We start from the raw sequence: 20,776 nt of genomic DNA, 5'->3' as shown, positions 1-20,776 counted from the left end.
GTACGTAATACTTAGTACTTAATAAGCAATGCGTAATACGTAATGCTTAATGAGTGCTTAGTGAGTAATACGCAGCCTCATTGCAATATCTGCGCACGCGGCCCATCGGCCACGATGCGCCCGCCGTCGATGACGACGATACGGTCAAGGTGGCGCAACAGCGCCGGGCTATGCGTAGCCACCACCAGGGTGCGGCCGCCGGCATAGCCGACCAGGCGCTCGATGATGCGGGCTTCGGTCTGCTGGTCGATACCGGTGGTGGGCTCGTCCAGCAGCAGGATGCGCGGCGTGCAGGCGATCACCCGGGCCAGGGCCACCATCTGGCGCTGCCCACCCGAGAGATTGCCGGGAGCCTTGATGAGCTGGTCTAGGCGCAGCTCGCCGCGCGCGATCAGGTCATCCAGCGAAGACACCGCCAGCGCCGCCTCATACACCTGCCCCGGCACGCGGTCGCCCACGAAGATATTGGCCGCCACCGTCCCATCGAAGAGGAAGGGTTCCTGCGGCTTGAAGCCGATGCAGCGCATGCGCACTTCTTCGGCATAGGCCGTCACGGCCACGCCATCGATGAGCACATGGCCCTCTTCGGCCTGGTGCAGTCCGGCCAGCGTGCGCAGCAGCGTGGACTTGCCCGAGCCTGAGCGGCCCACGATGCCCACCTTCTCGCCCGGCTGGATGGTCAGCGAAATGTTCCTGAGCGTGGGTGTTTCCTTCTTGTCCAGGTGCAGCAAGAGATTGCCGACCTGGATCAGGCCGCGCATGTCCTGGCGCAGCACGTCGGCGGTGGGCACTTGCGCGGGCTCCTCGAAAAGCTGGTCGAATTCGGCGCGGGCGCGGCGGAACATCTCGATGCGCCCCAGGAAGGCCGCCAGCGACGAGAGCACCGTGGCCGCCCGGCTGATGAGCAGCGAGCAGGCGATCAGCGCGCCCACGGTCAAGAGATTGTCTTCCACCAGATACACGCCTACCACGAGCGTGGCCACCGAGATGAGGGTGTAGCCCACCGAGGAGATGGCATAGCTGGTGTTCATCCAGAAACGGCTCTTGGCCTGGGCCACCGCATTGGCCGAGGCATCGGCCAGGAAGGCGCGCATGAGGCGATGTTGCAGCGGCGAGGTCTTGAGCGTCTCCATGCCGTAGACGATGCTGGCCAGCTTGTCGACCTTGCCGGTGCCGGACTTCATGGCGCTGTTGGCGTAGTCGTTGCCGGGCACCTTCAACAGCAATTGCAGCCCCACCAGCAAGCCGCCGCCCACCAGCAGCACCCACACCATGTGACCGCCGATCAAACCCAGCACCACCAGGTAGAGCAACAGGAATGGCAGGTCCACCAGCAGCAGCATGTAGTTCGACGACATCAGGTCGCGCGCCGCCGAGAGATCGCGATAACGCGCCAGCACCACGCCCACCGGGGCCTGCACCCGGGCGGTGAGCATGCGCCGCGCCGAGACTTCATCGAACTCGCTGTCGAGGCGGCCAGCCAGCTGCTCCGTGTAGTACACGCGGATGATGCGCAACACCAGCTCCAGCGCCACGAACAAGAGCATGCCCAGGGTCAGCGCCCACAGGGTTTCGGGAATGTGGTTGCCGATCACCTTGTCGTAGATCAGCCGCGAATACAGCGGCATGAGCAGGCCCAGCACATTGACCACGATGCCGGCCACGATGATCTCGACGAAGCGGCTGCCATAGGCGCGCAACAGCGACAGGTAGCTGGGATCGGCGCGCAGGTCCTGCAGGACTTGCGGCTGATCGATGTGGACCTGTTCGCTGGCGTTCATGGGCGGCTATGGCTATCCATGGGGGGAAGGCTGCGCTTACGCGCCGCGCACGGCGGTGATTTCGCGGATGGCTTCGCGCATCTCCAGGCGCAGGTCCTTGACCATGGTCTGGCGACCAGTGCGCATCTCGTCGATGACGGTCTGCCAGTTGATGTTCTGGCGCATCAGCGCTTCGGTGATGGAAGTGAGCGACTGCGGGATCGCGCCCAGGTTCTTGACGCGGTCGTTCTGGGTCGCCATGTGCTTGGCCAGGTCGATCTGCAACTGGCGCGCCGAGAGGGCGTCGCGGGCCATGTTGCTGGAGTTCTCGCCGATGGTGTTGCCCAGCTCGTTCAGGCGCGCCGCCACGGTGGCCTGCAATTCGCCCTGGTACTGGATGGCGCCCATCTCGTCGGCCAGGCGCACCGAGATCTGGTTCAGCAGCGCCGGCAGTTGCGCAATGTTCTGCGCATTCTTCTCGTTCATGTTGGCGATCTCGCCCTGCTGCGTCTGCAGCGAGGTCAGCGCCGAGGACAGCGCCAGCTGACCGGCCTGGATGGTGGTGACGATCTGCGGCAGGACTTCGAAGGTGCGGTTGGCGATATCGCCGTTGACCGAGAGACGCTCTTCCAGCGAAGACAGGCTGTCGGAGAGGTCGCGCGCCGAGGTGATCTTGGTATTGATCAACTGGCCGACGTTGCGGATCTCTTCCAGTGTCTGCTGTGCCGTTTCGTGCATGCGCGGGCCGAAGGCCACCAGCTGGCGCAGGCTGCGCGATTCTTCCATGCTGTCGTTGAAGAGCTGGACGATGTTGTTCAAGCGGTCGTTCAGGCCTTCGAGCTTGATGCCGGCCTGCAGCGATGCTTCCGAACTGTTGCGGGCGGCCATGATGGATTCGCGCTGCAGCACCATCAGGTCTTGCAGGAACTCGGCCAGGAAGGATTCGGACACACCCTGGCGCTGGGTCGCAGCCGGGCCGCTCATGTCGTGCACGACGTGCTGCACCATGTCGCTGATGCATTCGCGGGCGCGGCTGACCAGCTTCTTGCTGGCCGCGCGCAGGGGCGTCAGCGTCAGGCCCAGGGCCAGCGAACCAATCAGGCCGAACATCGAGGCCGAGAACGCGGTGCCCATCGAGGCCAGCGGCTTTTGCAGGTCGGCCACCAGGTGCATGAAGGAGGCATCCATGTCGCCGCCCGAGCTGGCCTTGCCGAAGCCGTCGATCAGCGCGGCCGTGCTGACCAGGGTTTCCAGCAGGCCGATGAAGGTGCCCAACAGACCCAGCGCGATCATGAAGCCGGTCAGGAATTGCGGGAACTCGGTCTTGGCGTCGAGGTGGGCGCGCAGGTCATGCAGCGAACCTTCGATGGTTTCCTGTTCGATACGGGAGGTCAGCCGGCCCTTGGTGCTGGCCACCGAGACCAGCACCTGGCCGATCTCGGTACCCTCGAATTCAGGAGCCTTGACCAGGCTCTCCATGGATTCGCCAGCCTTGGTGCGCTCATAGAACTGCATCAGCTTGGCGTGTTCCCAGTTCACGCGCCAGAGGTTGTAGCCGATCAGCGCAATGCCGAACACCGCCACGGCGATGATGAACAGGTTCAGGAAGGGATTGATCTGGATCGCATGCAGCACGAAGCCCCGGAACAGGAACGCGCCCAACAGCAGCAACAGCGTCGGAATGGCAGCGAGTGCATAGAATTGGCGAAGATTTTTCATACGTACGATGTTCCGGAGAAAAGGACGCGATGGGAATGAAATCGGAAATGGAGGTGGATGGTGCAGAAAACGTCAACGGCCCGCCCACGCAAGAGCAGGCCCGACAAGCGCAGGCAGGCGGCGATCATCGCGGCTCCCTCAGCGCACCCTGACCGAAACGGGACAGTGGCGACATCAGGTACTGCCAGACCGTGCGGCGGCCGACGATGATGTCGGCGCTGGCGGTCATGCCGGGCATGAGGGCCAGCTTTTGCTGTACCTCGTCATGACCGCGCTTGACCTCGATCTTGAGGCGATAGAAGCGCTCGCCACGCGGACTGCCTTCGTCGGGAACGGTGTCGGCGCTGATCTCGGTGACCACGCCGTCCATGGCGCCGTAGACGCCATAGTCATAGGCCGAGACCTTGACCCGGGCACGCGCACCAGCGACCAGCTCGGCGCGGTCGGTGGGCGAGATTTTGGCTTCGATGACCAGCTTGTCATCGCTGGGGGTCATCTCGATGATGGGGTCGCCGGGACGCACCACACCGCCGATGGTATTGATCATCACGCGGTTGACCACGCCATCCATGGGCGCCTTGACCTCGGAGCGCGAGACGCGGTCATTGCGTGACTTGATCTCTTCCTGCAGGCGCGCCAGTTCGGTCTCGGCCGCGGTCAATTCGGTGCGGGCATCGGAGCGGAAGCGCGACGCCGCTTCGCCCTGCTTGGCCTGGGCTTCGGCAATGGCTGCGTTCAGGCGCGGGATCATGGCGTTGGTGGCGGCCAGCTTGCTCTGGGCGTCCTGCACGCGCGAGGCGGCCTGGATGTCTTCCAGTTGCGAGGCGGCATTGCGCACCAGCATGTCGTGGATCAGCTTGTACTGGCGCTGCGCCAGTTCCAGCTCACTGGTCTGGCTCTTCTGGCGGCTGATGGCCTCGCCCAGCTCGGCCTGGCGCTGGGCCGACTGCTCGCGCAGCACCGACATTTCCTGCATCAGCTTGGAAGAACGCGCCGCAAAGGCGGCCTGTTCACTCTGCACGGCCGGGTCGTCGCGTTCCAGGTCATCGGGCATCTGCAGGCTGGAAGCGCCCGAGGCTTCGGCGCTCAGACGAGCGATCTTGGCGCGCAGGCCGAGGATCTTGACGCGTCCCTCGCCCAGGTCGGCGTTGGCGCGCACATCCGAAATCGAGATCAGGGTCTGGCCCTTCTTGACCGCAGCGCCTTCGCGCACCAGGATGGCCGAGACGATGCCGCCCTCCAGGTGCTGGATGACCTGGTTGTGTTCGGACGCGACGATGCGGCCACTGCCGCGCACCACCATGTCGATAGGGGCCAACACCGACCACAGCACCAGCAAGGCCAGCAACACGGTCACGGCCAGCACCGCCAGGCGCGGGCGCGGCATGGTGGCCAGTTCGCCCAGACGGCGATCCAGCCGTGGCGCCAGGCGGCGCATGAAGCCCTGGCCGCGGGCGCCTATCCCGTGGGTAGCGTTGGGCTTGAGCGAGAGCGTCATTTTGCGCTGGTCTGGTATTGGACGACCACGCGGGAATCATTGGCCGCGCCATTGTCGGAGGTGGCCACGCGGCTGACCACGCGTTCCTTGTCCACGCCGGCGTCGATCAGGTAATTGCGCACCGCCACCGTGCGGTAATAGGCGCGGCGACGGCTTTCGCTGTAGGCGCCGCTGCCGATGACGCCGGTGATGACGATCTTGCCCTGGCTGGACTTGGCGCGCCGGACCCAGTCGCCGATGCTCTTGTCGAGGGCCTGGCTGCCATCCGCGCTCAACTGGGTGGAATCCACGTCGAAGTTAAGGGTGACGGCCTTTTCATTGGCGTCGATGCGCAGACCGGGGGCCACTTCCTTGTCGCTGGGCTCGGCCTTGACCTGGATGGCGTTGGGGCTGGAGGGCGCGGCGGCGCTACGCAGGCTGCCGGCGTCGGACTGCAGGGGCGGCGCGGCCAGCTTGGCCTTGAGGGTGGCCACCTCGCGCTTGAGCTGTTCGATCTCCTGCGCCTTCTCGCGCTCGCCCGGCGTCTCGGCGGCCTTGGTGCTGCTGCTCTCCGGGGTGGCCTGGGCGTCGGTCTGGCTGGCCTTCTGCGCGCCCACCACTTGCACATGGCCCTGCGAGATGAGCTTGCTGACCTTCATCTGCGCCAGTTTCTGCGAGTAGTAGAACAGCGTCACCACGAACACCACCACCACGAAGATCATCACCAGCACCACGTTGGACAACGCATCCACGAAGCCTGGCCAGAAATTCTGCTCTTTTCCACTCTCCATCTTGCCCTCGCCCTACTTCTCTGCCTGCGTCGGCGTGAGCACCGCGGCCGAAGCGCGGCCGGTGTTGCGCAGGATCTGGTAACTGATATCGGCCTGCTGGAACAGCAGGTTGGAGAAATCCACGCGCGCCTGGTAGGCCTGCTGGTAGGCGTCGAGCACATCGATCAACTGCTTGCTGCCCGCCGAGAGCTGATCGAGGAAGACATCGGCCACATTGGCATTGGTCAGGTAGGCCTGGCGCGAGATGTCCATGCGCTTTCTCACCGCGCCCAGGGTGCGGTAGTTGATCTCGATCTGCTCGCGCAATTTGCGCTCCAGGTCCAGCACCGTATTGCTCTTTTCCACGTACTTGGCGCCGGCCTGCTTGCTGTAGTAGACGTCGGAACCGCCATTGAGCAGGTTCATCGTCATCACCAGCATCAGGCGGCGGTCGGTGGACAGTTGCAGGCTGTTGGTGCTGGAGTTGGTGGTATCGATGGCACCACCGGCCCCACGGGTCTTGGTCTGGGTGAATTCCACGGCCAGCGTGGGCGAGAACTTGGCCCGCGCCGACTTCAGCTCCTGGTTGGCGGCCTCCACGTCCTGGCGCGCAGCGCGCACGCCGGGATTGGTGTCATAGACGTCCTTGAGGGCTAGCTTGGAGGTGTCCGGCACTGGCGGCATCATGTGGTCCGGCACTTCGAGCTGCTCGATCTTGCGCCCGGTGATCTGGTTCAGCGACACCATGGCGCTTTCCAGCGCGCCTTCGGCTTCGGCCACGGCGGCCTGGGCGGTCAGCGAGCGTCCGCGCACCCGTTCGAAATCGATGCGGCTGGCGCCGCCGCCTTCAAGACGCTTGCGCATGTATTCCAGCAAGGCGTTCATGCGCTGGGCATAGCTGCGCGAGAACGACAGCGTGGCATAGGCGCGCATGACGTCGTAATAGGACTTGATGGCGGTGTAGTACAGGGTCTCGCGGGCGTCTTCGCGGCGCAGGTCGGCCGCGTCGGCCAGGGAACTGGCCTTGCGGTAGTCGAAATAGGAGCCCGGCGCAAAGATGGGTTGGCGGCCGATCACCGTGACATCCCAGCGTTTGTGGTCGGACGCGCGCCGGACCAGGCCGGTATTGGGATCGATCACCGAGGACGGCGAGGAATACTCCTGCCCCTTCTGCGCCCGCACGTCCAGGGTCGGCCCCATCTGCCCGGCGGTGGCGCGGGCGGCATAGCGCGCCTGGTCGGCCTGGGCCGAGGTAGCGGCGTAGCTGTAGCTGTTGTTGATGGCCAGGTCCAGCACCTGGCGCAGGGTCAGGTCATTGACCGATTCGCCTTCGGGCACCACGCTGATCTGCGGCAGCACGATGGCGTTGCCCGAGAACTCGGGATCGGCCTGGCGCAGCAACTGAAGGATCTCGTCCTGCGGCGAGCCCATGGCGGACTCGCCCGGCAAGGCCGGCAATCTGAAATCGCCGACGGCGGCGCCGCCCGGGTCGGCGCCCAGGCGAATCTGCGGCGGACTGTCCAGCGGTGCGGCCGTAGCCGGTGAGACCACCTGCGTCGGCGCTGGCGGCTCGGTGAATGCGGGCGGCGTATCCGCCGCACTCACCATCTGATGCGTGGCCAATCCCAGTGAAACCCCAATGAGGAAACGCTTGCTTTTTACTTTCATCAACACCATCGGCCGGCATCACGCCAGCCACCCCTACCCCAACCTTCACCCAAGGAAAGATCGGCGGCACCCACGCCACCGGTCCGGTCATCCAGCTAGCCAAACCCATATTCTTTTTCTTTGCGGGCGATACCTGCGAGGTATCCTGAGAGAATGAAAACTTACCATTTTGGCAAGGTCATTTTACCATCGGTACATGGCAACAGAATTACAAAAGTACAAAAAACTCGTTTGTTTTCAATTGACTTGATCAAAGTTAAGACCACTGATTATGGTCAGCAAGTTGACCTCCCGCCAGCAGGAAATCCCCCATTCGTGCCGAAATACATAAAAACGCACAAAAACACAGGAAAAAGCATGAAAAAATGCGGTTGAAAAACCACAAGGCCCGCCCTATATCCAGCCCACCGGCAATTGTCTTTGCCTATCCACCCGATCCATTTCTTCAATAAGGACCTCAACATGGCAACCGAAAAACAGACCATGGGCTTCCAGGCCGAAGTCAAGCAACTGTTGCAACTGATGATCCACTCGCTGTACTCGAACAAGGAAATCTTCCTGCGCGAGCTGGTCTCCAATGCCTCCGACGCGGCCGACAAGCTGCGTTTCGAGGCGATCAACAACGCCAGCCTGTTCGAGGACGACCCCGAACTGAAGATCAGGATCAGCTTCGACAAGGCCGCCCGCACCATCACCATCTCCGACAATGGCATCGGCATGAACCGCGAGGAAGCCATCTCGCACCTGGGCACCATCGCCAAGTCGGGCACCAAGGAATTCTTCTCGCGCCTGTCCGGCGACCAGCAGAAGGACGCCGCCCTGATCGGCCAGTTCGGCGTGGGCTTCTATTCCGGCTTCATCATCGCCGACCGCATCACGGTCGAGACGCGTCGTGCCGGCACCCCGGCTTCCGAGGGCGTGCGCTGGGAATCCGAAGGCGCGGGCGACTTCTCGATCGAACAGATCGACAAGCCGCGCCGCGGCACCGATATCATCTTGCACCTACGTGAAGGTGAAGATGAGTTCCTCTCTTCCTGGCAGTTGAAGTCCATCATCCGCAAGTATTCCGACCACATCTCCCTGCCCATCCAGATGAACAAGGAAGAGTGGGATGAAGAGAAGAAGGAAACCGTCCAGAAGGACGAGCTGGAAACGGTCAACCAGGCCAGCGCCCTGTGGACCCGCAGCAAGTCCGAGATCACCCCGGAACAATACGAAGAGTTCTACAAGCACGTCTCGCACGACTTCGGCGCACCGCTGGCCTACACCCACAACCGCGTGGAAGGCCGCAGCGAATACACCCAGCTGCTCTACATCCCGGCGCGCGCCCCCTTCGACCTGTGGGACCGCAACAAGCGCGGCGGCATCAAGCTCTACGTCAAGCGCGTGTTCATCATGGATGACGCCGAGCAGCTGATGCCGGTGTACCTGCGCTTCGTCAAGGGTGTGATCGATTCGGCCGACCTGCCGCTGAACGTCTCGCGCGAGATCCTGCAGGAGTCGCGCGACGTGCGCGCCATCCGTGACGGCTCGGCCAAGCGCGTGCTGAGCCTGCTGGAAGAACTGGCCAACAGCGACGAGCAGGCGCAGAAGGACAAGTACAGCACCTTCTGGACCGAGTTCGGCCAGGTGCTCAAGGAAGGCGTGGGCGAAGACGCGGCCAACAAGGAGCGCATCGCCAAGCTCTTGCGCTTTGCCTCCACCCACAACGACAGCGACGTGCAGAACGTCTCGCTGGCCGACTACGTGGGCCGCATGAAGGAAGGCCAGGACAAGATCTACTACGTCACCGCCGAGACCTGGCAAGCCGCCAAGAACAGCCCGCACCTGGAAATCTTCCGCAAGAAGGGTGTGGAAGTGCTGCTGCTGACCGATCGCGTGGACGAATGGATGCTGTCCTTCCTGACCGACTTCGACGGCAAGGAACTGGCCTCGGTGGCCAAGGGCGGCCTGGACCTGGGCAAGCTGGAAAACGAAGACGAGAAGAAGCAGCACGAAGAGACCCAGGCCGAGTACAAGGACCTGGTCGAGAAGATGAAGACCGCCCTGGCCGACAAGGCCAAGGAAGTGCGCGTGACCTTCCGTCTGACCGACTCCCCGGCCTGCCTGGTGGCCGACGAGAATGAACTGTCGGGCAACCTGGTGCGTATGTTGAAGGCCGCCGGCCAGGCCGCGCCGGAATCCAAGCCGACCCTGGAAATCAACCCGGACCACCCGCTGGTGCAACGCCTGAAGTATGAAGAAGCCCGCTTCGACGACTGGTCGCACATCCTGTACGACCAGGCCCTGCTGGCCGAGGGTGGCGCGCTGGCCGATCCGGCCAGCTTCGTCAAGCGCCTCAACGACATGCTGTTGGCCATGGCCACCAAGTAAGCAAGCAACTAAGCAAGTTAAGCTTGCCGCCCCCGATCACGGGCCGGGAACGATGACACCGCCTTCCGGTCCAGCCGGAAGGCGGTGTTTTTTTGCTGGCTTGCCTGGCCTGTCTCTCATCGATAACATCGGATCCTCTGCTTACCGGCCCGCTCCATGGAACTGCACTTCATCAATCCACGCAAGAACGCCCTGGTCTACCTGATCAAGATCCTCTCGGGCTGCCTGGTCCTCTGGTATGGCCTGCGCGCGGTGGGCATTGCCGAGCCCTACTGGGCGATGATCTCGCTGATCATCGTCACCGAACCGGACATGACGGTAGCCAAGGCCAACTTCCGGGCGCGGCTGATCAATACCCTTTCCGGCTGCATCGTCTCCTGCATCGCGCTGGTCCTGTTCGGCCCGACTTTCCTGGCCATGCTGGCCGCGCTCACCGCAGCGGTAGTGGTGGCCATGCTGCTGCAGAACTATCCCAGCAACTGGCGGCTGGGGCCGGCCACGGTGGTGATCCTGCTATCGGCCGCCTTCAGCGGACAGGGCCTCAACGAGGAGCTGCACCTGGCGCTGATGCGGGTGGGTGAAGTCATCGTGGGCAGTACGGTGGCGCTGTTGCAGACGGTGGTCTATATCTGGCTGGTCAAGCGCAAGGAGGCTGACGATGGTCCCGCTGCCGGCGCCTGAGTCGCCGCTGCTGCGCGGTCCGCGCGTGCTGCTGCGACGTTGGCGGGCGTCGGATCGCGCGCCGATGGCGGCCATCAATGCCGATGCGCAGGTCATGCAGCATTTCCCGGCGCCGTTGTCGCGCCAGGAGAGCGATGCCCTGGTCGACCGGATAGAGGAGCACTTCGCCCAGCACGGCTTCGGCGCGTGGGCCCTGGAAATCCCCGGCGTGACCGAATTTGCAGGCCTGGTGGGCCTGATGCGGGTGGCGTTTGCCGCTCCCTTCACACCGGCCGTGGAAATCGGCTGGCGCCTGGCGCCCGCCTGCTGGGGCCAGGGCTATGCCAGCGAAGCGGCGCGCTGTGCGCTGCGCTATGGCTTCGAGACGCTGGAACTGGCGCAGATCGTCTCCTTTACCGTAGCGGAGAACCAGCGCTCGCTGGCCGTGATGCAAAGGCTGGGCATGCAATGCGATGTGCGCGAGGACTTCCTCCATCCACGCCTGCCGCCGGGCCATCGGCTGCGCCTGCACCGGCTCTACCGGATCGAGCGCCAGCAGTGGCTGGCGCAGAACAAGCCAGCCGGCTGAGGACGAAAAAAAGGCAGGACCGCAGTCCTACCTTTTTTGCTGCTGCAACCAGCGGCCAGCGTAACGGCGCTTAGTGCGTCACGCGGGTGGTGCGGCCGTTGGACAGCAGGCGCACGCGCTCGCCTATGCGGAAGGGCTCGTCGGCATCCTGGGTGATGGCGCGCAGTTCGCCGTTATCCAGGCGCACGGTGATTTCCAGGCCGGGACGGTTGCTCAGGTGCGCTTCGGCCTGGTTGCCCAGCACGCCACCGGCCAGGGCGCCGACGATGCCGGCCGCCAGGGCGCCATTGCCGCCACCGATATTGGAGCCGGCGGCGATACCGCCCAGCGCCGCGCCGCCCAGGGTGCCGACGCCGGACGAGCCCTTGTCGATGGTCACGTTACGGATCGACTCGACCACGCCCATGCGTACCGTCTGCTCGCCCTGCGCCTGGCGGGTGTTGTAGACGCTGGCCGAATTGGGGGTCACGGCGCAGCCGGCCACCAGGGAGCCCAGGGCTGCGATCACAAGCAATTTCTTCATAACAAAAATACTCCGACTGAATTAGGAGCCCGGCTTCGGGCGGCGTGGCATCCGGCAGGTGCGCACGGATGTGCAATGTTCGCGCATTTTCCGTTTGCGCCAACAACTTCTTACATCTTAATACAAAGATGATGTTTGACGCCTCAATAGGCGATGCGCCAGCGACGGTACAGGAAGGCCAGCACGAACAGCGGGCCGATCAGCAAGAAGCGCAGGTCCTCGAAGAAGGAAGGCTTGCGCCCCTCTATCCGGTGGCCGATGAACTGCCCTACCCAGGCCAGCACGAAGATCACCGCCGATACCGGCAGCACCGCCCCGGCAGGCAAGCGCGCCAGGAACACCAGCATCAGCGCCGCCATGGTCAGCATGCCCACGGCGAAAGGCGGCGACAGGCGCAGATAGTAGGCCAACGCAGCCGCCGCGACCACCAGCGCCACGGCCGGAGAAAGACTCCAGCACAATCCCAGCAGCGACAACACGATGGCCGGCACGCAGATACAGTGGATGCGCTCATTCATGGGATGGCGGTGACTCTGGGCATAGCGCGCCAGCAGCACATCGACGGGACGTTCGGAACGGGAAGAATGCATGCTGGCCTCCGCTGTGGGTCGGGGATCGGGGTTCAAGGATCGGAGTTCAAGCTTGGCACGACTGGCCGCCGCGCTCAACGGCCGCCAGAGACATCGATGAAGGTGCCGGTGGCATAGGAAGCCTCTTCGGAGAGCAGCCACAGGATGGCGTTGGCCACCTCGGCGGCGCTTCCTCCGCGCTTCATCGGCACGGCGTCCTTGAGCCTGTCCACCCGCCCGGCCTCGCCGCCGCTGGCGTGGATATCGGTATAGATCAGACCGGGACGCACCGCATTGACACGGATGCCTTCGGCGGCCACTTCCTTGGCCAGACCAATGGTGAAGGCATCGATGGCCCCCTTGGAGGCAGCGTAGTCCACATACTCCCCGGGCCCACCCAGCTTGGCCGCCATCGAAGACAGGTTGACGATGGCCCCACCCTGTCCGCCATGGCGGGTGGACATGCGCTTGACCGCTTCGCGGGCGCACAGGAGGCTGCCGGTCACATTGGCGATGAGCACGCGATTGATGCGTTCGGCGCTCATGTCCTCCAGGCGCGACTGATGGTCCAGCACGCCGGCGTTATTGACCAGGGCGGTCACGCGCCCCAGTTCGCGATCGACGATGGCGAAGAGCTGCAACACATCTCCCTCACGGGCCACGTCACCGCCCACTGCGATAGCCCGACCACCGCCGGCCTGGATCTGCGCGACCACCGCGTCGGCGGCCGCGCGGTTGCTCACATAGTTCACCGCGACCGCATAGCCGCGCTGCCCGGCCAGGAGCGCGGTGGCCGCGCCGATGCCACGGCTGCCGCCTGTGACGAGGATGACTTTATCTGCCATGTTCATGTCTCCCTGAACTGAAAAATCGGAAATGCCCCGCGACACTGCGGATGCGGTAGCTTGCAAGCTTCGTTAGGGCTTACGTTAAGATGTGCATTTTGCCGCAAGCACGCGCCCCGTGCAGCCGCCGCACCATTGTGCATGGCGGGGAACGGCGTGAGCGCTTGCTGAAATTCTTTTCATCTTCTCCGGCATCATGGCTGCACGCAAAACCATCCCCTCTTCTGCTCCCGCCTCCCCGCTGACGTTCACTGCCAGCGATCCCTTGCTGGCGAGCTTTCCCCCGGTGGTGGCGCGCGATACACGTACCCTGATCCTGGGCAGCTTGCCGGGCGCGGCCTCGTTGCAGATGCGCCAGTATTATGGGCATCCGCGCAACGCGTTCTGGAAGCTGGTCGGCGAGGTGCTCGGCGCGGACCTGTACGCAATGGACTACCCGACGCGCCTGCAAACCCTGCTGGCACATCGCGTCGGCCTATGGGACGTGATTGCCCAGGCGCGCCGCATCGGCAGCCTGGACAGCGATATCCGGGATCATTCGCGCAACGACCTTCAAACGCTGCTGGCCCAGTTGCCCGCCCTGGAAACGATCGCCTTCAACGGCGGCACGGCCGGGAAGATCGGTCTGCAAGCGCTGGGCGAACAGGCCGGACGCTACCGCATCCTGCTGCTGCCCTCCAGCAGCCCGGCCTATGCCGCACTCTCCTATGCCCAGAAACTGGCTAGCTGGCGGCAACTCGCCCAAGTAGCCAGTCTTAAGTGAGAGCTTGTTCCTGAACAGCAGGTAGTCGTAGAACTTCCCTTGACCAGGGAGTCTGTGCGCCCTATCCAGGCGCATCGACATTCCATTGCCGCTACCCGCCCAGCGTAGCCATCTGACGGCAATCGACGAAGGCTCGTAGGCCGGTTGAGCATATGCAGGCTTGGGCGCGGTCTATTGCCCCTGCGGATTTCACACCTTGGCTGATTCTACAAGCAGGATAGCAATCGCCAAGCATCGGGTCGCAAGCAGCTCGCCCTGCTCATCACATCATGACTCCAACCCGCGCGCGTCAAGGCTCTGCGTTAAAAAGCCAGGGACAAGCTGTGCGCCCCATCTCCGCCAAGCACTGCAATCCCCTGCATTCTTGATCTTCCGCATAACAATGAATATTAAAAATATGCGGTAAGTGCAACATTAAACAGTATACTGACCATCATATTTAACATATTTTTCATTATTTTCACTTTATGACGAGTGATACTTGAACACCTGCTTCCGCCCGCACGGCGAAAGCAGCGACGACAAGAGGCAAGAATATGTGGACCGTCAAGACATGACCGGACGCACGATAGAGGCTAGTTAAGCGTCAGGCCGATGTAGTTGGACGAACAGTTGACCATTTTTTTCCAGAAAGGCTGGCACGTCAAACCGTTGCACACAAGGTGTCGAGTGTGATGACAAACAGCTCAGACCAGGCCGCGAAAGCAATGAGGCGTGAGTCAGCGGATTCTAACTACCAAGGCTTGCGGCAAACCATCACTGCAACAAGGCCGGATATAGAACTGCAGCCTGGCTCGTCTGACAGCACGCGCACATTCGTGGCAAACGGGATGCGTCCAAGTGGAACCCTATGAAAGTATCGACACGGCTGATAGTGCTCACCATGGTTGCACTCGCGGGGCTTCTTGCGATCGGGAGCTGCGGGCTCTACAGCCTTCGCCAGGCAATGCTCTATGACAAACGCGAGCAGATCATCAATCTGCTTGAGATGGCGAACCACCTGGCGACCCATTTTCATCAAGAAGAGGTCGCCGGAAACATGACGACCGAGCAAGCTCAGGCGGCAACCAAGCTGGCATTGAACCAGTTGAATTACACCGCCAAGAGTTTTTTCTGGGCGCGGCGACCCAACGGCTTGACCCTGATCCACCGTGATCCAACGGTGATTGGAAAAATCAATATGGGCCGGGCGCCAGATGGCCGACCGGATGGCGAGCTCTATCAGGAAATGCTCAATCGGGAGCGGACACCGGTCATCATGGTGCAAGCCAAACACCCTGAAACAGGAGCCGTCGTCCAGAAGATGAATGGCCTGATCGAATTCAAGCCCTGGGGATGGTGGATCGGGACTGGCGTTTTCACAGATGATATCGACACCACATTCTGGAATATCGGTGGAATCCTGATCGGATTGATCGGATTGGTCACCATCGGCATCGGACTTATTTCCTGGCAGATCATTCGACGACTAACCGGGACACTCGGTGGTGAGCCGATCTACGCCGGAGAAGTCATGAATCGCATCGCGGCTGGTGATTTGGGCTTCGCCATCGATCTGCGCCAGGGCGACAGAACCAGCTTGCTAGCGGCAGTTGCACGTATGCGCCAAAGCCTGACGGAAATGATCTACAAGATTCGTTCAAGCTCAGATGCGGTCGCGGTCGGTTCTACGCAGATTGCCCAGGGGAACATAGATCTGTCATCTCGCACCGAGGAACAGGCCGCAGCGTTAGAGCAGACTGCGGCGAGCATGGAACAGCTCACCGAAGCCGTCAAACATAATGCCAGCAACGCCGACCAGGCGAGCAGCCTTGCCACTAGCACGTCCAATATAGTCATCGAGGGCAGCAAGCTTGTTGCCGAGGTGGTCCACACGATGACCGGCATTCAGGAAAGTTCGAACAAGATCTCCGAGATCATCGGCATCATGGAAGGGATTGCATTCCAAACCAATATCCTGGCCTTGAATGCGGCGGTGGAAGCAGCTCGCGCAGGTGAACAGGGACGTGGTTTTGCGGTGGTTGCGAGCGAGGTTCGCAATCTGTCGCAACGTTCGTCGACTGCGGCCAAAGAAATCAGGGACCTGATCAAAACGTCGGCAGATCGGGTACGTGGCGGGACGGAATTGGTGGGGCGCGCCAGCGAGGCAATGGAGCGAGTCAGCCGCGAAATCGGACGCGTGACCCACATCATGGATGAGATCGTCGAGGCCTCACATGAACAGAGCAACGAGCTTGAGCAAATCAATGATGCGATTACTCAAATGGACGATGTCACGCAGCAGAATGCTGCGCTGGTAGAACAGGCAGCAGCAGCAGCGGGCTCGCTGCAGGGACAGGTAGAGCAGTTGCGCAAGGCCGTCGCGATATTCCGTACCTAGCGCCTTGCCAGCATTCAATCTGCGAGCGCTTCCGCATGAGGCTATTTCCGGAAGAATAGATAATCGTAAAACTCGCCCGACAAGCCGCCGTTGAAGATCAGGTATTGCAGCGCCTTGGCAAAGAAGACGATGGCGGCAAACACCAGGGCAAGCTTCAGGCAGAGGATGATGTTCTTGAGCATGATGGCCGCAGTGTAATAGAGTGCGGTCCGGCTGGGCGCTCTTTGCGTCGGCAAGCGCACAAAAAAACGCCCGATGCACGGGCGGTTGAGCGGCTGGGGTGGCCAGGGTCGCCAGCCGCATCGGCGGCAAGGCCAGCATCAGAAGGCTGGTACCAGCGAGCCCTTGAACTCGGTCTCGATGAACTTGCGCACCTCCTCGGAGTGGTAGGCCTGCACCAGCTTACGGACCCAGGGACGATCCTTGTCTTCGGCGCGGGTGGCGATGATGTTGGCATAACGCCCGCGCGGGTCTTCCACGGCAATGGTGTCTTTCTGCAGGGATAGGCCGGCCTTGAAGGCATAGTCATTGTTGATCGATGCGGCCGCCAGATCATCCAGCGAGCGTGGCAGCTGCGCCGCGTCCAGTTCCACCAGCTTGAGCTTGCGCGGATTCTCGAACACGTCCAGCGGCGTCGCGTTCACGCCATTCTCACCTACACCGGGCTTGAGCCGGATCAGCCCGGCTTTCTGCAACAGCAGCAGGGCGCGATTGCCGTTGGAGGGATCGTTCTGGATGCCGATGGCGGCTCCCTGCGGCAGCTGTTCGACCGAACGGAACTTGCGCGAATAAATGCCCAGCGGCGCGGTGATGGTCAGCCCGACCGGCACGATGCGATAGCCGCGCGCGGCGATCTGGCTTTCCAGATACGGACGGTGCTGGAAGGCGTTGGCGTCGAGGTCGCCCGCCGCCAGCGCGGCATTGGGCTGGAGGTAATCGCTGAAGACCACGGTCTGGAGCTCCAGCCCGTCGCGAGCGGCCACCTTCTTGACGACCTCGAAGATGGCTTCCGCGCTGCCGACCGAGATGCCGACCTTGATCTTCTGCTTGTCCTGCGCCTGGCCAAGCTGCGGGACCAGGGCCAGAGACAGGGCGCCAACGACGGCGAGACGCTTGAAGTAGGAAGCGAAATGCATGGAAACTCCGGGAATGATGAGCCCCGCATGCTCACACGAGGGCGCAGCCGGATGAAGGAATGAATCCGCATGTCGATATGCGCAAAGTGCGTTGCCCCGCTGACCGGGGGCTGGGCAAGGTATCATTCGGCATCCGCAGGCCGCACCTTCCTCGTGCGCCTGGCCAGATTCATTCACATCATGCTTATCCGAAGAAAATCCATCGAAGCCCAGGCCAATACCAAGGCCGGCCCCAACCGTCGCCGCCAGCAGCTGGAAGCCGACGCCAGCAAGCCGCGCAAGATCAAGTACGCGCCCGTGACCCTGTCCGAACTGGAGGGGGTGCGCTACCTGCACTTCGGTACCGAATGGGTGCAGGGGGCCATGCGCATCCGCAAGCCGGACTGGATCGAACTGGAGTACGCCCAGCAGATGATGGCCTGGATGCTGTTCAATCGCGACCCGCGCCACATCGTGCAACTAGGCCTGGGGACGGGCGCGCTGACCAAGTTCAGCTATCGGCAGTTCGCCCAGGCGCAGGTGACGGCGGTGGAGTTGAATCCGGCCGTGATCACGATCTGCCACAGCATGTTCAAGCTGCCCGAGCCGGACGAGCGCCTGATGATCCTGGAGAGCGACGCCATGGACTTCATCGTCCATGCCGCCAGCCACGGCATCATCGATGCGCTGCAGGTAGACCTTTACGACGCCACGGCGCGCGGGCCGGTGCTGGACACGCCCGAGTTCTACCAGGCCTGCTACGACAGCCTGGCGGACGGCGGCGTGATGACGGTGAACCTGTTCGGCGATCATCCCAGCTATGCCAAGAATCTGCGCGCCATGGAATATGCCTTCGATACCGTGGTCTCGCTGCCGGAAGTCCATGACGGCAATGTCGTGGCGCTGGCCTTCAAGGGCGAGGTCCGGTTCGATTTCCCCGAGCTGTATGCGCGTGCGGCACTCATCGAGACCCAGACCAAGTTGCCGGCCAAGTCGTGGGTGAACGGGATCAAGTCGGCGTTGCAGTAAGGCCGCTCTTCATGCCCCCAGGACGGGGATGACAGTGAGGAAAACGCGCCACAGCCGGGGCGCAGCGGAGGGGGGTGAGCGTGGGCAGATAAAATATTTTCATATTTTGTTCACAAAATGCTTGCACTACCCCCGCCCCCCACCTATAATGCGCTCTCTCTTGCAGCACACAGCAACAACGAGTGCAGCAATGGGGCGTTAGCTCAGCTGGTAGAGCAGCGGACTCTTAATCCGTAGGTCCACAGTTCGAATCTGTGACGCCCCACCAAATTTCCAAAAGGCCTCCTCAATAGAGGCCTTTTTATATTCCCGGTCATCCTGCCTCTGGCGGGATCGGCGAACGGGGCGTTAGCTCAGCTGGTAGAGCAGCGGACTCTTAATCCGTAGGTCCACAGTTCGAATCTGTGACGCCCCACCAAATTTCAGCGCCCAACTGTTATCAGTTGGGCGTTTTCATTTGTGCGTCCTGCAAGAGACACAGGGCTCCCGCACATTCTGCGTGTGCCCCCCCGGCTCCAGCGGACTGGCAGGAACTTCCCCGGTCGCCCTCCCCCGCTCTTCTCTCGGAATCGGCTCCAGCTTCTTAGCCGTAGCGCATGACCTGCATCGAGCCCATTCATACATTCCAGAGTTGCAATCTGCGCTCATGGACGAAGACACTTTGCTGCAACACAAAGCGTTGTGGGTGGACGAATCGACGCAGCATCCAGCAACGGAACTGGCGCTACTGACAGAACAAGAGCAGCAACTCTAGCGGGACCTCAAGCAGCAGCGCTGGGGGCAAAACGTTCGCTTGGAGCAGGAGCGGATCGACTGGGCTACCGCACGCAGTGTGTCGCAGCGGACATTGGCCTAAAGCCACTGACCCACAATGATTGCCTGCCAATGGCAGAACCTATCAACGCAACGCGTTCAGCACTTTTTCGGCTTCCGGCCAGGGCAGCCGGCGCTTGCCAGACTTCATGCGGTCAAGCGCCTTGAAGGCGTCGTCGACCGACAGTAGCTGGTTCTCGATCATGGCGCACAGTAACCCAATGGTACCCATGACGCTGACCTGCTCCTTGTTGGCAACCATCCGCAAATTGGCGTCGCCGGTCAGCAAGGTGCAAGCCTCTTGCTTCGCAAGCGCCAATGCCAAGTAGTCGTTGTGACTGGGCTTGGGACCGTTTTTCGCGGGAAGCAGACGGTTGTACTGGGCAGCCAACCGCTCTGTATAAGCCACGAAGTCGCCGTTGACCTCCATGATTTGCAAGCCCAGGTCTTCAAGGCCAGGGCTGCCCGGTTCAATTTCTTCGTAGTACAGCAGATCAGGGATACCGAACTGCATTGGCAGCTGGAAGAGCGTCTCCATCAACGCTCCCGCTTCCATATCGATCAAGATGTTCGCATCACTGATGAGCAACCGCATCCGATGACTCCATCTGGCGTTCTTTGTGGAAGCGCATCATCGGAATGCCCAGCAGTTCCGCCGCCTTGCCTTCGGAAATGTATCGCTCAGCCAAGGCGCGGTACACCAACTGATCAAATAGTCTTGGGTGCTCTTGCGGCAGGGGCTGGCCAGGCTCGGTCTTGCGCCAGCCCCTGGCCGAAAACCGCTTGAACATAGAGAGATGAACGGTCTCGGTGATCACGCCACACTGTTTGGCGCGCTGCAGCCATCCGGTCATCGACAGACCGAACTCGTGCTTGAGCACATACAGCTCTTGCCATTCCAGCGCATGGCGCTGTACCCCAAGCAACTGCAACACTGCGACGCGCGGAGCCAGAAAGGCACCGGCGAACCAGTCGCAGGCTTTCTCTTCGTCGATGCCCTCAGCCAGTCGTCCTCCGAGCAGCAGATGTCCCAACTCATGCGCCAGCGTGAACCGCTGCCGATCACCGGGCCAGCGCTTGGAAACAGCCGCGACCGGATACTCGCGCCCATCTTCGGTCCGTGCCTTAGCCGTCAAGCCAGAAAAGCCCGGGTTATCTTCATCGACCACGATGACCAGCAAGCCAAGGCCTTCGAGGGTGTCGGTGAGGTCAGCAATCGGATTCAACCCCAACTGCCAAGCGTTGCGGACCGTATCCGAGAACGCATCGATCTCATCCAGCGAGGCGATGTGCTGGGGCAGATTCGCGGGCGGCGCAAACGCCGGGACCGGCAGTCGGGGAAATGCGCTGAGCAACTCCACGCGCCTTTCCACCAACTCGACGACCTTTATCTTCAGCGCATCCTGCGCCGTCTTGCCAAAGGACGCGAGCTTGCGGAACTCGGGATGCAGCAGTTCAACCGTATGCGTGCGGAAGAAGTATTCAGTACGGATGCCACAGGCACGGGCCAGCTTGAGCAGTTGCGTCGACGACGGTGTCAGTAGACCCTTCTCGTACTTCTGGATGGCGGTGTGAGAAACACCCACCTGATCGCCCAACGCACTCAGGGTCAGACCTGCCGCCAATCGTGCTTGACGAATGCGATCTGCAATCATGACGCCTCCTTGGGCTGGGTTTAAAACAGTCTCTATCTTACCAAATTTTTAAATCAAAGAGAGCGCCG

Annotated in this window: 19 protein-coding genes, 2 tRNA genes and 1 pseudogene; 10 read left to right on the top strand and 12 right to left on the bottom strand. The window is 61.9% G+C overall.

Annotation, left to right across the window (positions count from 1 at the left end; translation table 11 throughout):
* Window positions 1-77 precede the first annotated feature (77 nt).
* The 5 genes from BGK68_RS15340 to BGK68_RS15320 all read right to left on the bottom strand — a co-directional run bounded on the left by BGK68_RS15340 (window position 78) and on the right by BGK68_RS15320 (window position 7,403).
* Window positions 78-1,781 (bottom strand): peptidase domain-containing ABC transporter, encoded by a 1,704-nt coding sequence (locus BGK68_RS15340; protein WP_075257807.1) that lies wholly within the window; start codon window positions 1,779-1,781, stop codon window positions 78-80.
* Window positions 1,782-1,817: 36 nt separating this feature from the next.
* Window positions 1,818-3,479, bottom strand: coding sequence for a hypothetical protein (locus tag BGK68_RS15335; RefSeq protein WP_013233808.1), 1,662 nt, complete (start codon window positions 3,477-3,479; stop codon window positions 1,818-1,820).
* A gap of 124 nt (window positions 3,480-3,603) precedes the next feature.
* The gene (locus tag BGK68_RS15330) at window positions 3,604-4,977 is read right to left on the bottom strand and encodes an HlyD family type I secretion periplasmic adaptor subunit (RefSeq protein WP_075257806.1); all 1,374 of its coding nucleotides are present in this window, start codon (window positions 4,975-4,977) and stop codon (window positions 3,604-3,606) included.
* A complete protein-coding gene (locus BGK68_RS15325) occupies window positions 4,974-5,747 on the bottom strand; it encodes an OmpA family protein (RefSeq protein ID WP_075257805.1) in 774 nt (257 codons plus the stop codon). The genes BGK68_RS15330 and BGK68_RS15325 overlap by 4 nt, the downstream gene beginning before the upstream one ends.
* A gap of 12 nt (window positions 5,748-5,759) precedes the next feature.
* The gene (locus BGK68_RS15320) at window positions 5,760-7,403 is read right to left on the bottom strand and encodes a TolC family protein (protein WP_075257804.1); all 1,644 of its coding nucleotides are present in this window, start codon (window positions 7,401-7,403) and stop codon (window positions 5,760-5,762) included.
* Between the two features lie 144 nt (window positions 7,404-7,547).
* On the opposite strand from BGK68_RS15320, the gene BGK68_RS27525 reads away from it, so the two are divergent.
* The 4 genes from BGK68_RS27525 to BGK68_RS15305 all read left to right on the top strand — a co-directional run bounded on the left by BGK68_RS27525 (window position 7,548) and on the right by BGK68_RS15305 (window position 11,016).
* Window positions 7,548-7,769: a hypothetical protein gene (locus BGK68_RS27525; protein WP_143433066.1), complete on the top strand. Its 222-nt coding sequence runs from the start codon at window positions 7,548-7,550 to the stop codon at window positions 7,767-7,769.
* Window positions 7,770-7,856: 87 nt separating this feature from the next.
* A complete protein-coding gene (gene htpG / locus BGK68_RS15315) occupies window positions 7,857-9,767 on the top strand; it encodes a molecular chaperone HtpG (RefSeq protein ID WP_075259851.1) in 1,911 nt (636 codons plus the stop codon).
* A 156-nt stretch (window positions 9,768-9,923) separates the two neighbouring features.
* Window positions 9,924-10,448: an FUSC family protein gene (locus BGK68_RS15310; protein WP_075257803.1), complete on the top strand. Its 525-nt coding sequence runs from the start codon at window positions 9,924-9,926 to the stop codon at window positions 10,446-10,448.
* Entirely contained in the window at window positions 10,426-11,016 is a 591-nt protein-coding gene (locus BGK68_RS15305; RefSeq protein WP_075257802.1) for a GNAT family N-acetyltransferase, read from the top strand. Before BGK68_RS15310 ends, BGK68_RS15305 begins: the two co-directional genes overlap by 23 nt.
* A gap of 70 nt (window positions 11,017-11,086) precedes the next feature.
* On the opposite strand, the gene BGK68_RS15300 is transcribed toward BGK68_RS15305, so the two are convergent.
* From BGK68_RS15300 to BGK68_RS15290, 3 genes are all read right to left on the bottom strand, one after another.
* Complete coding sequence (locus BGK68_RS15300) at window positions 11,087-11,539, bottom strand: outer membrane lipoprotein (protein ID WP_075257801.1); 453 nt, start codon at window positions 11,537-11,539, stop codon at window positions 11,087-11,089.
* A gap of 143 nt (window positions 11,540-11,682) precedes the next feature.
* Window positions 11,683-12,129 carry an Mpo1 family 2-hydroxy fatty acid dioxygenase gene (locus tag BGK68_RS15295; RefSeq protein WP_075257800.1) on the bottom strand — a complete coding sequence of 149 codons (447 nt, stop codon included), beginning with the start codon at window positions 12,127-12,129 and terminating at the stop codon, window positions 11,683-11,685.
* Between the two features lie 74 nt (window positions 12,130-12,203).
* On the bottom strand, window positions 12,204-12,953 hold the full coding sequence (locus BGK68_RS15290; RefSeq protein WP_075259850.1) for an SDR family oxidoreductase: 750 nt from the start codon (window positions 12,951-12,953) through the stop codon (window positions 12,204-12,206).
* A 265-nt stretch (window positions 12,954-13,218) separates the two neighbouring features.
* Between BGK68_RS15290 and BGK68_RS15285 the strand changes: the two genes are divergently transcribed.
* Window positions 13,219-13,716, top strand: coding sequence for a DNA-deoxyinosine glycosylase (locus BGK68_RS15285; RefSeq protein ID WP_075259849.1), 498 nt, complete (start codon window positions 13,219-13,221; stop codon window positions 13,714-13,716).
* An 850-nt stretch (window positions 13,717-14,566) separates the two neighbouring features.
* Complete coding sequence (locus tag BGK68_RS15280) at window positions 14,567-16,096, top strand: methyl-accepting chemotaxis protein (protein ID WP_075257799.1); 1,530 nt, start codon at window positions 14,567-14,569, stop codon at window positions 16,094-16,096.
* Window positions 16,097-16,137: 41 nt separating this feature from the next.
* On the opposite strand, the gene BGK68_RS28030 is transcribed toward BGK68_RS15280, so the two are convergent.
* Window positions 16,138-16,278 carry a hypothetical protein gene (locus BGK68_RS28030; protein ID WP_198937209.1) on the bottom strand — a complete coding sequence of 47 codons (141 nt, stop codon included), beginning with the start codon at window positions 16,276-16,278 and terminating at the stop codon, window positions 16,138-16,140.
* A gap of 138 nt (window positions 16,279-16,416) precedes the next feature.
* Window positions 16,417-17,232: a MetQ/NlpA family ABC transporter substrate-binding protein gene (locus BGK68_RS15275; RefSeq protein ID WP_075257798.1), complete on the bottom strand. Its 816-nt coding sequence runs from the start codon at window positions 17,230-17,232 to the stop codon at window positions 16,417-16,419.
* Window positions 17,233-17,412: 180 nt separating this feature from the next.
* Between BGK68_RS15275 and BGK68_RS15270 the strand changes: the two genes are divergently transcribed.
* From BGK68_RS15270 to BGK68_RS28680, 4 genes and pseudogenes are all read left to right on the top strand, one after another.
* Window positions 17,413-18,240 (top strand): class I SAM-dependent methyltransferase, encoded by an 828-nt coding sequence (locus tag BGK68_RS15270; RefSeq protein WP_075259848.1) that lies wholly within the window; start codon window positions 17,413-17,415, stop codon window positions 18,238-18,240.
* 192 nt (window positions 18,241-18,432) lie between these two features.
* Window positions 18,433-18,508: transfer RNA gene (locus BGK68_RS15265), tRNA-Lys, on the top strand.
* A 74-nt stretch (window positions 18,509-18,582) separates the two neighbouring features.
* Window positions 18,583-18,658: transfer RNA gene (locus tag BGK68_RS15260), tRNA-Lys, on the top strand.
* An 81-nt stretch (window positions 18,659-18,739) separates the two neighbouring features.
* A pseudogene (locus tag BGK68_RS28680) lies at window positions 18,740-19,096 on the top strand (Wadjet anti-phage system protein JetD domain-containing protein).
* 42 nt (window positions 19,097-19,138) lie between these two features.
* Here the strand turns inward: BGK68_RS28680 and BGK68_RS15250 are convergent.
* Together BGK68_RS15250 and BGK68_RS15245 are read right to left on the bottom strand one after the other, a co-directional pair.
* Window positions 19,139-19,648 (bottom strand): PIN domain-containing protein, encoded by a 510-nt coding sequence (locus BGK68_RS15250; RefSeq protein WP_075257797.1) that lies wholly within the window; start codon window positions 19,646-19,648, stop codon window positions 19,139-19,141.
* A complete protein-coding gene (locus BGK68_RS15245; RefSeq protein ID WP_075257796.1) occupies window positions 19,629-20,708 on the bottom strand; it encodes a helix-turn-helix domain-containing protein in 1,080 nt (359 codons plus the stop codon). The genes BGK68_RS15250 and BGK68_RS15245 overlap by 20 nt, the downstream gene beginning before the upstream one ends.
* Window positions 20,709-20,776: the final 68 nt, after the last annotated feature.

This window comes from Herbaspirillum camelliae (genome assembly GCF_001929405.1).
GTDB classification, from domain to species: domain Bacteria; phylum Pseudomonadota; class Gammaproteobacteria; order Burkholderiales; family Burkholderiaceae_D; genus Herbaspirillum; species Herbaspirillum seropedicae.
The sequence above is the reverse complement of the archived record's forward strand: the minus strand, read 5'-3'. Positions and strand labels throughout refer to the sequence as shown.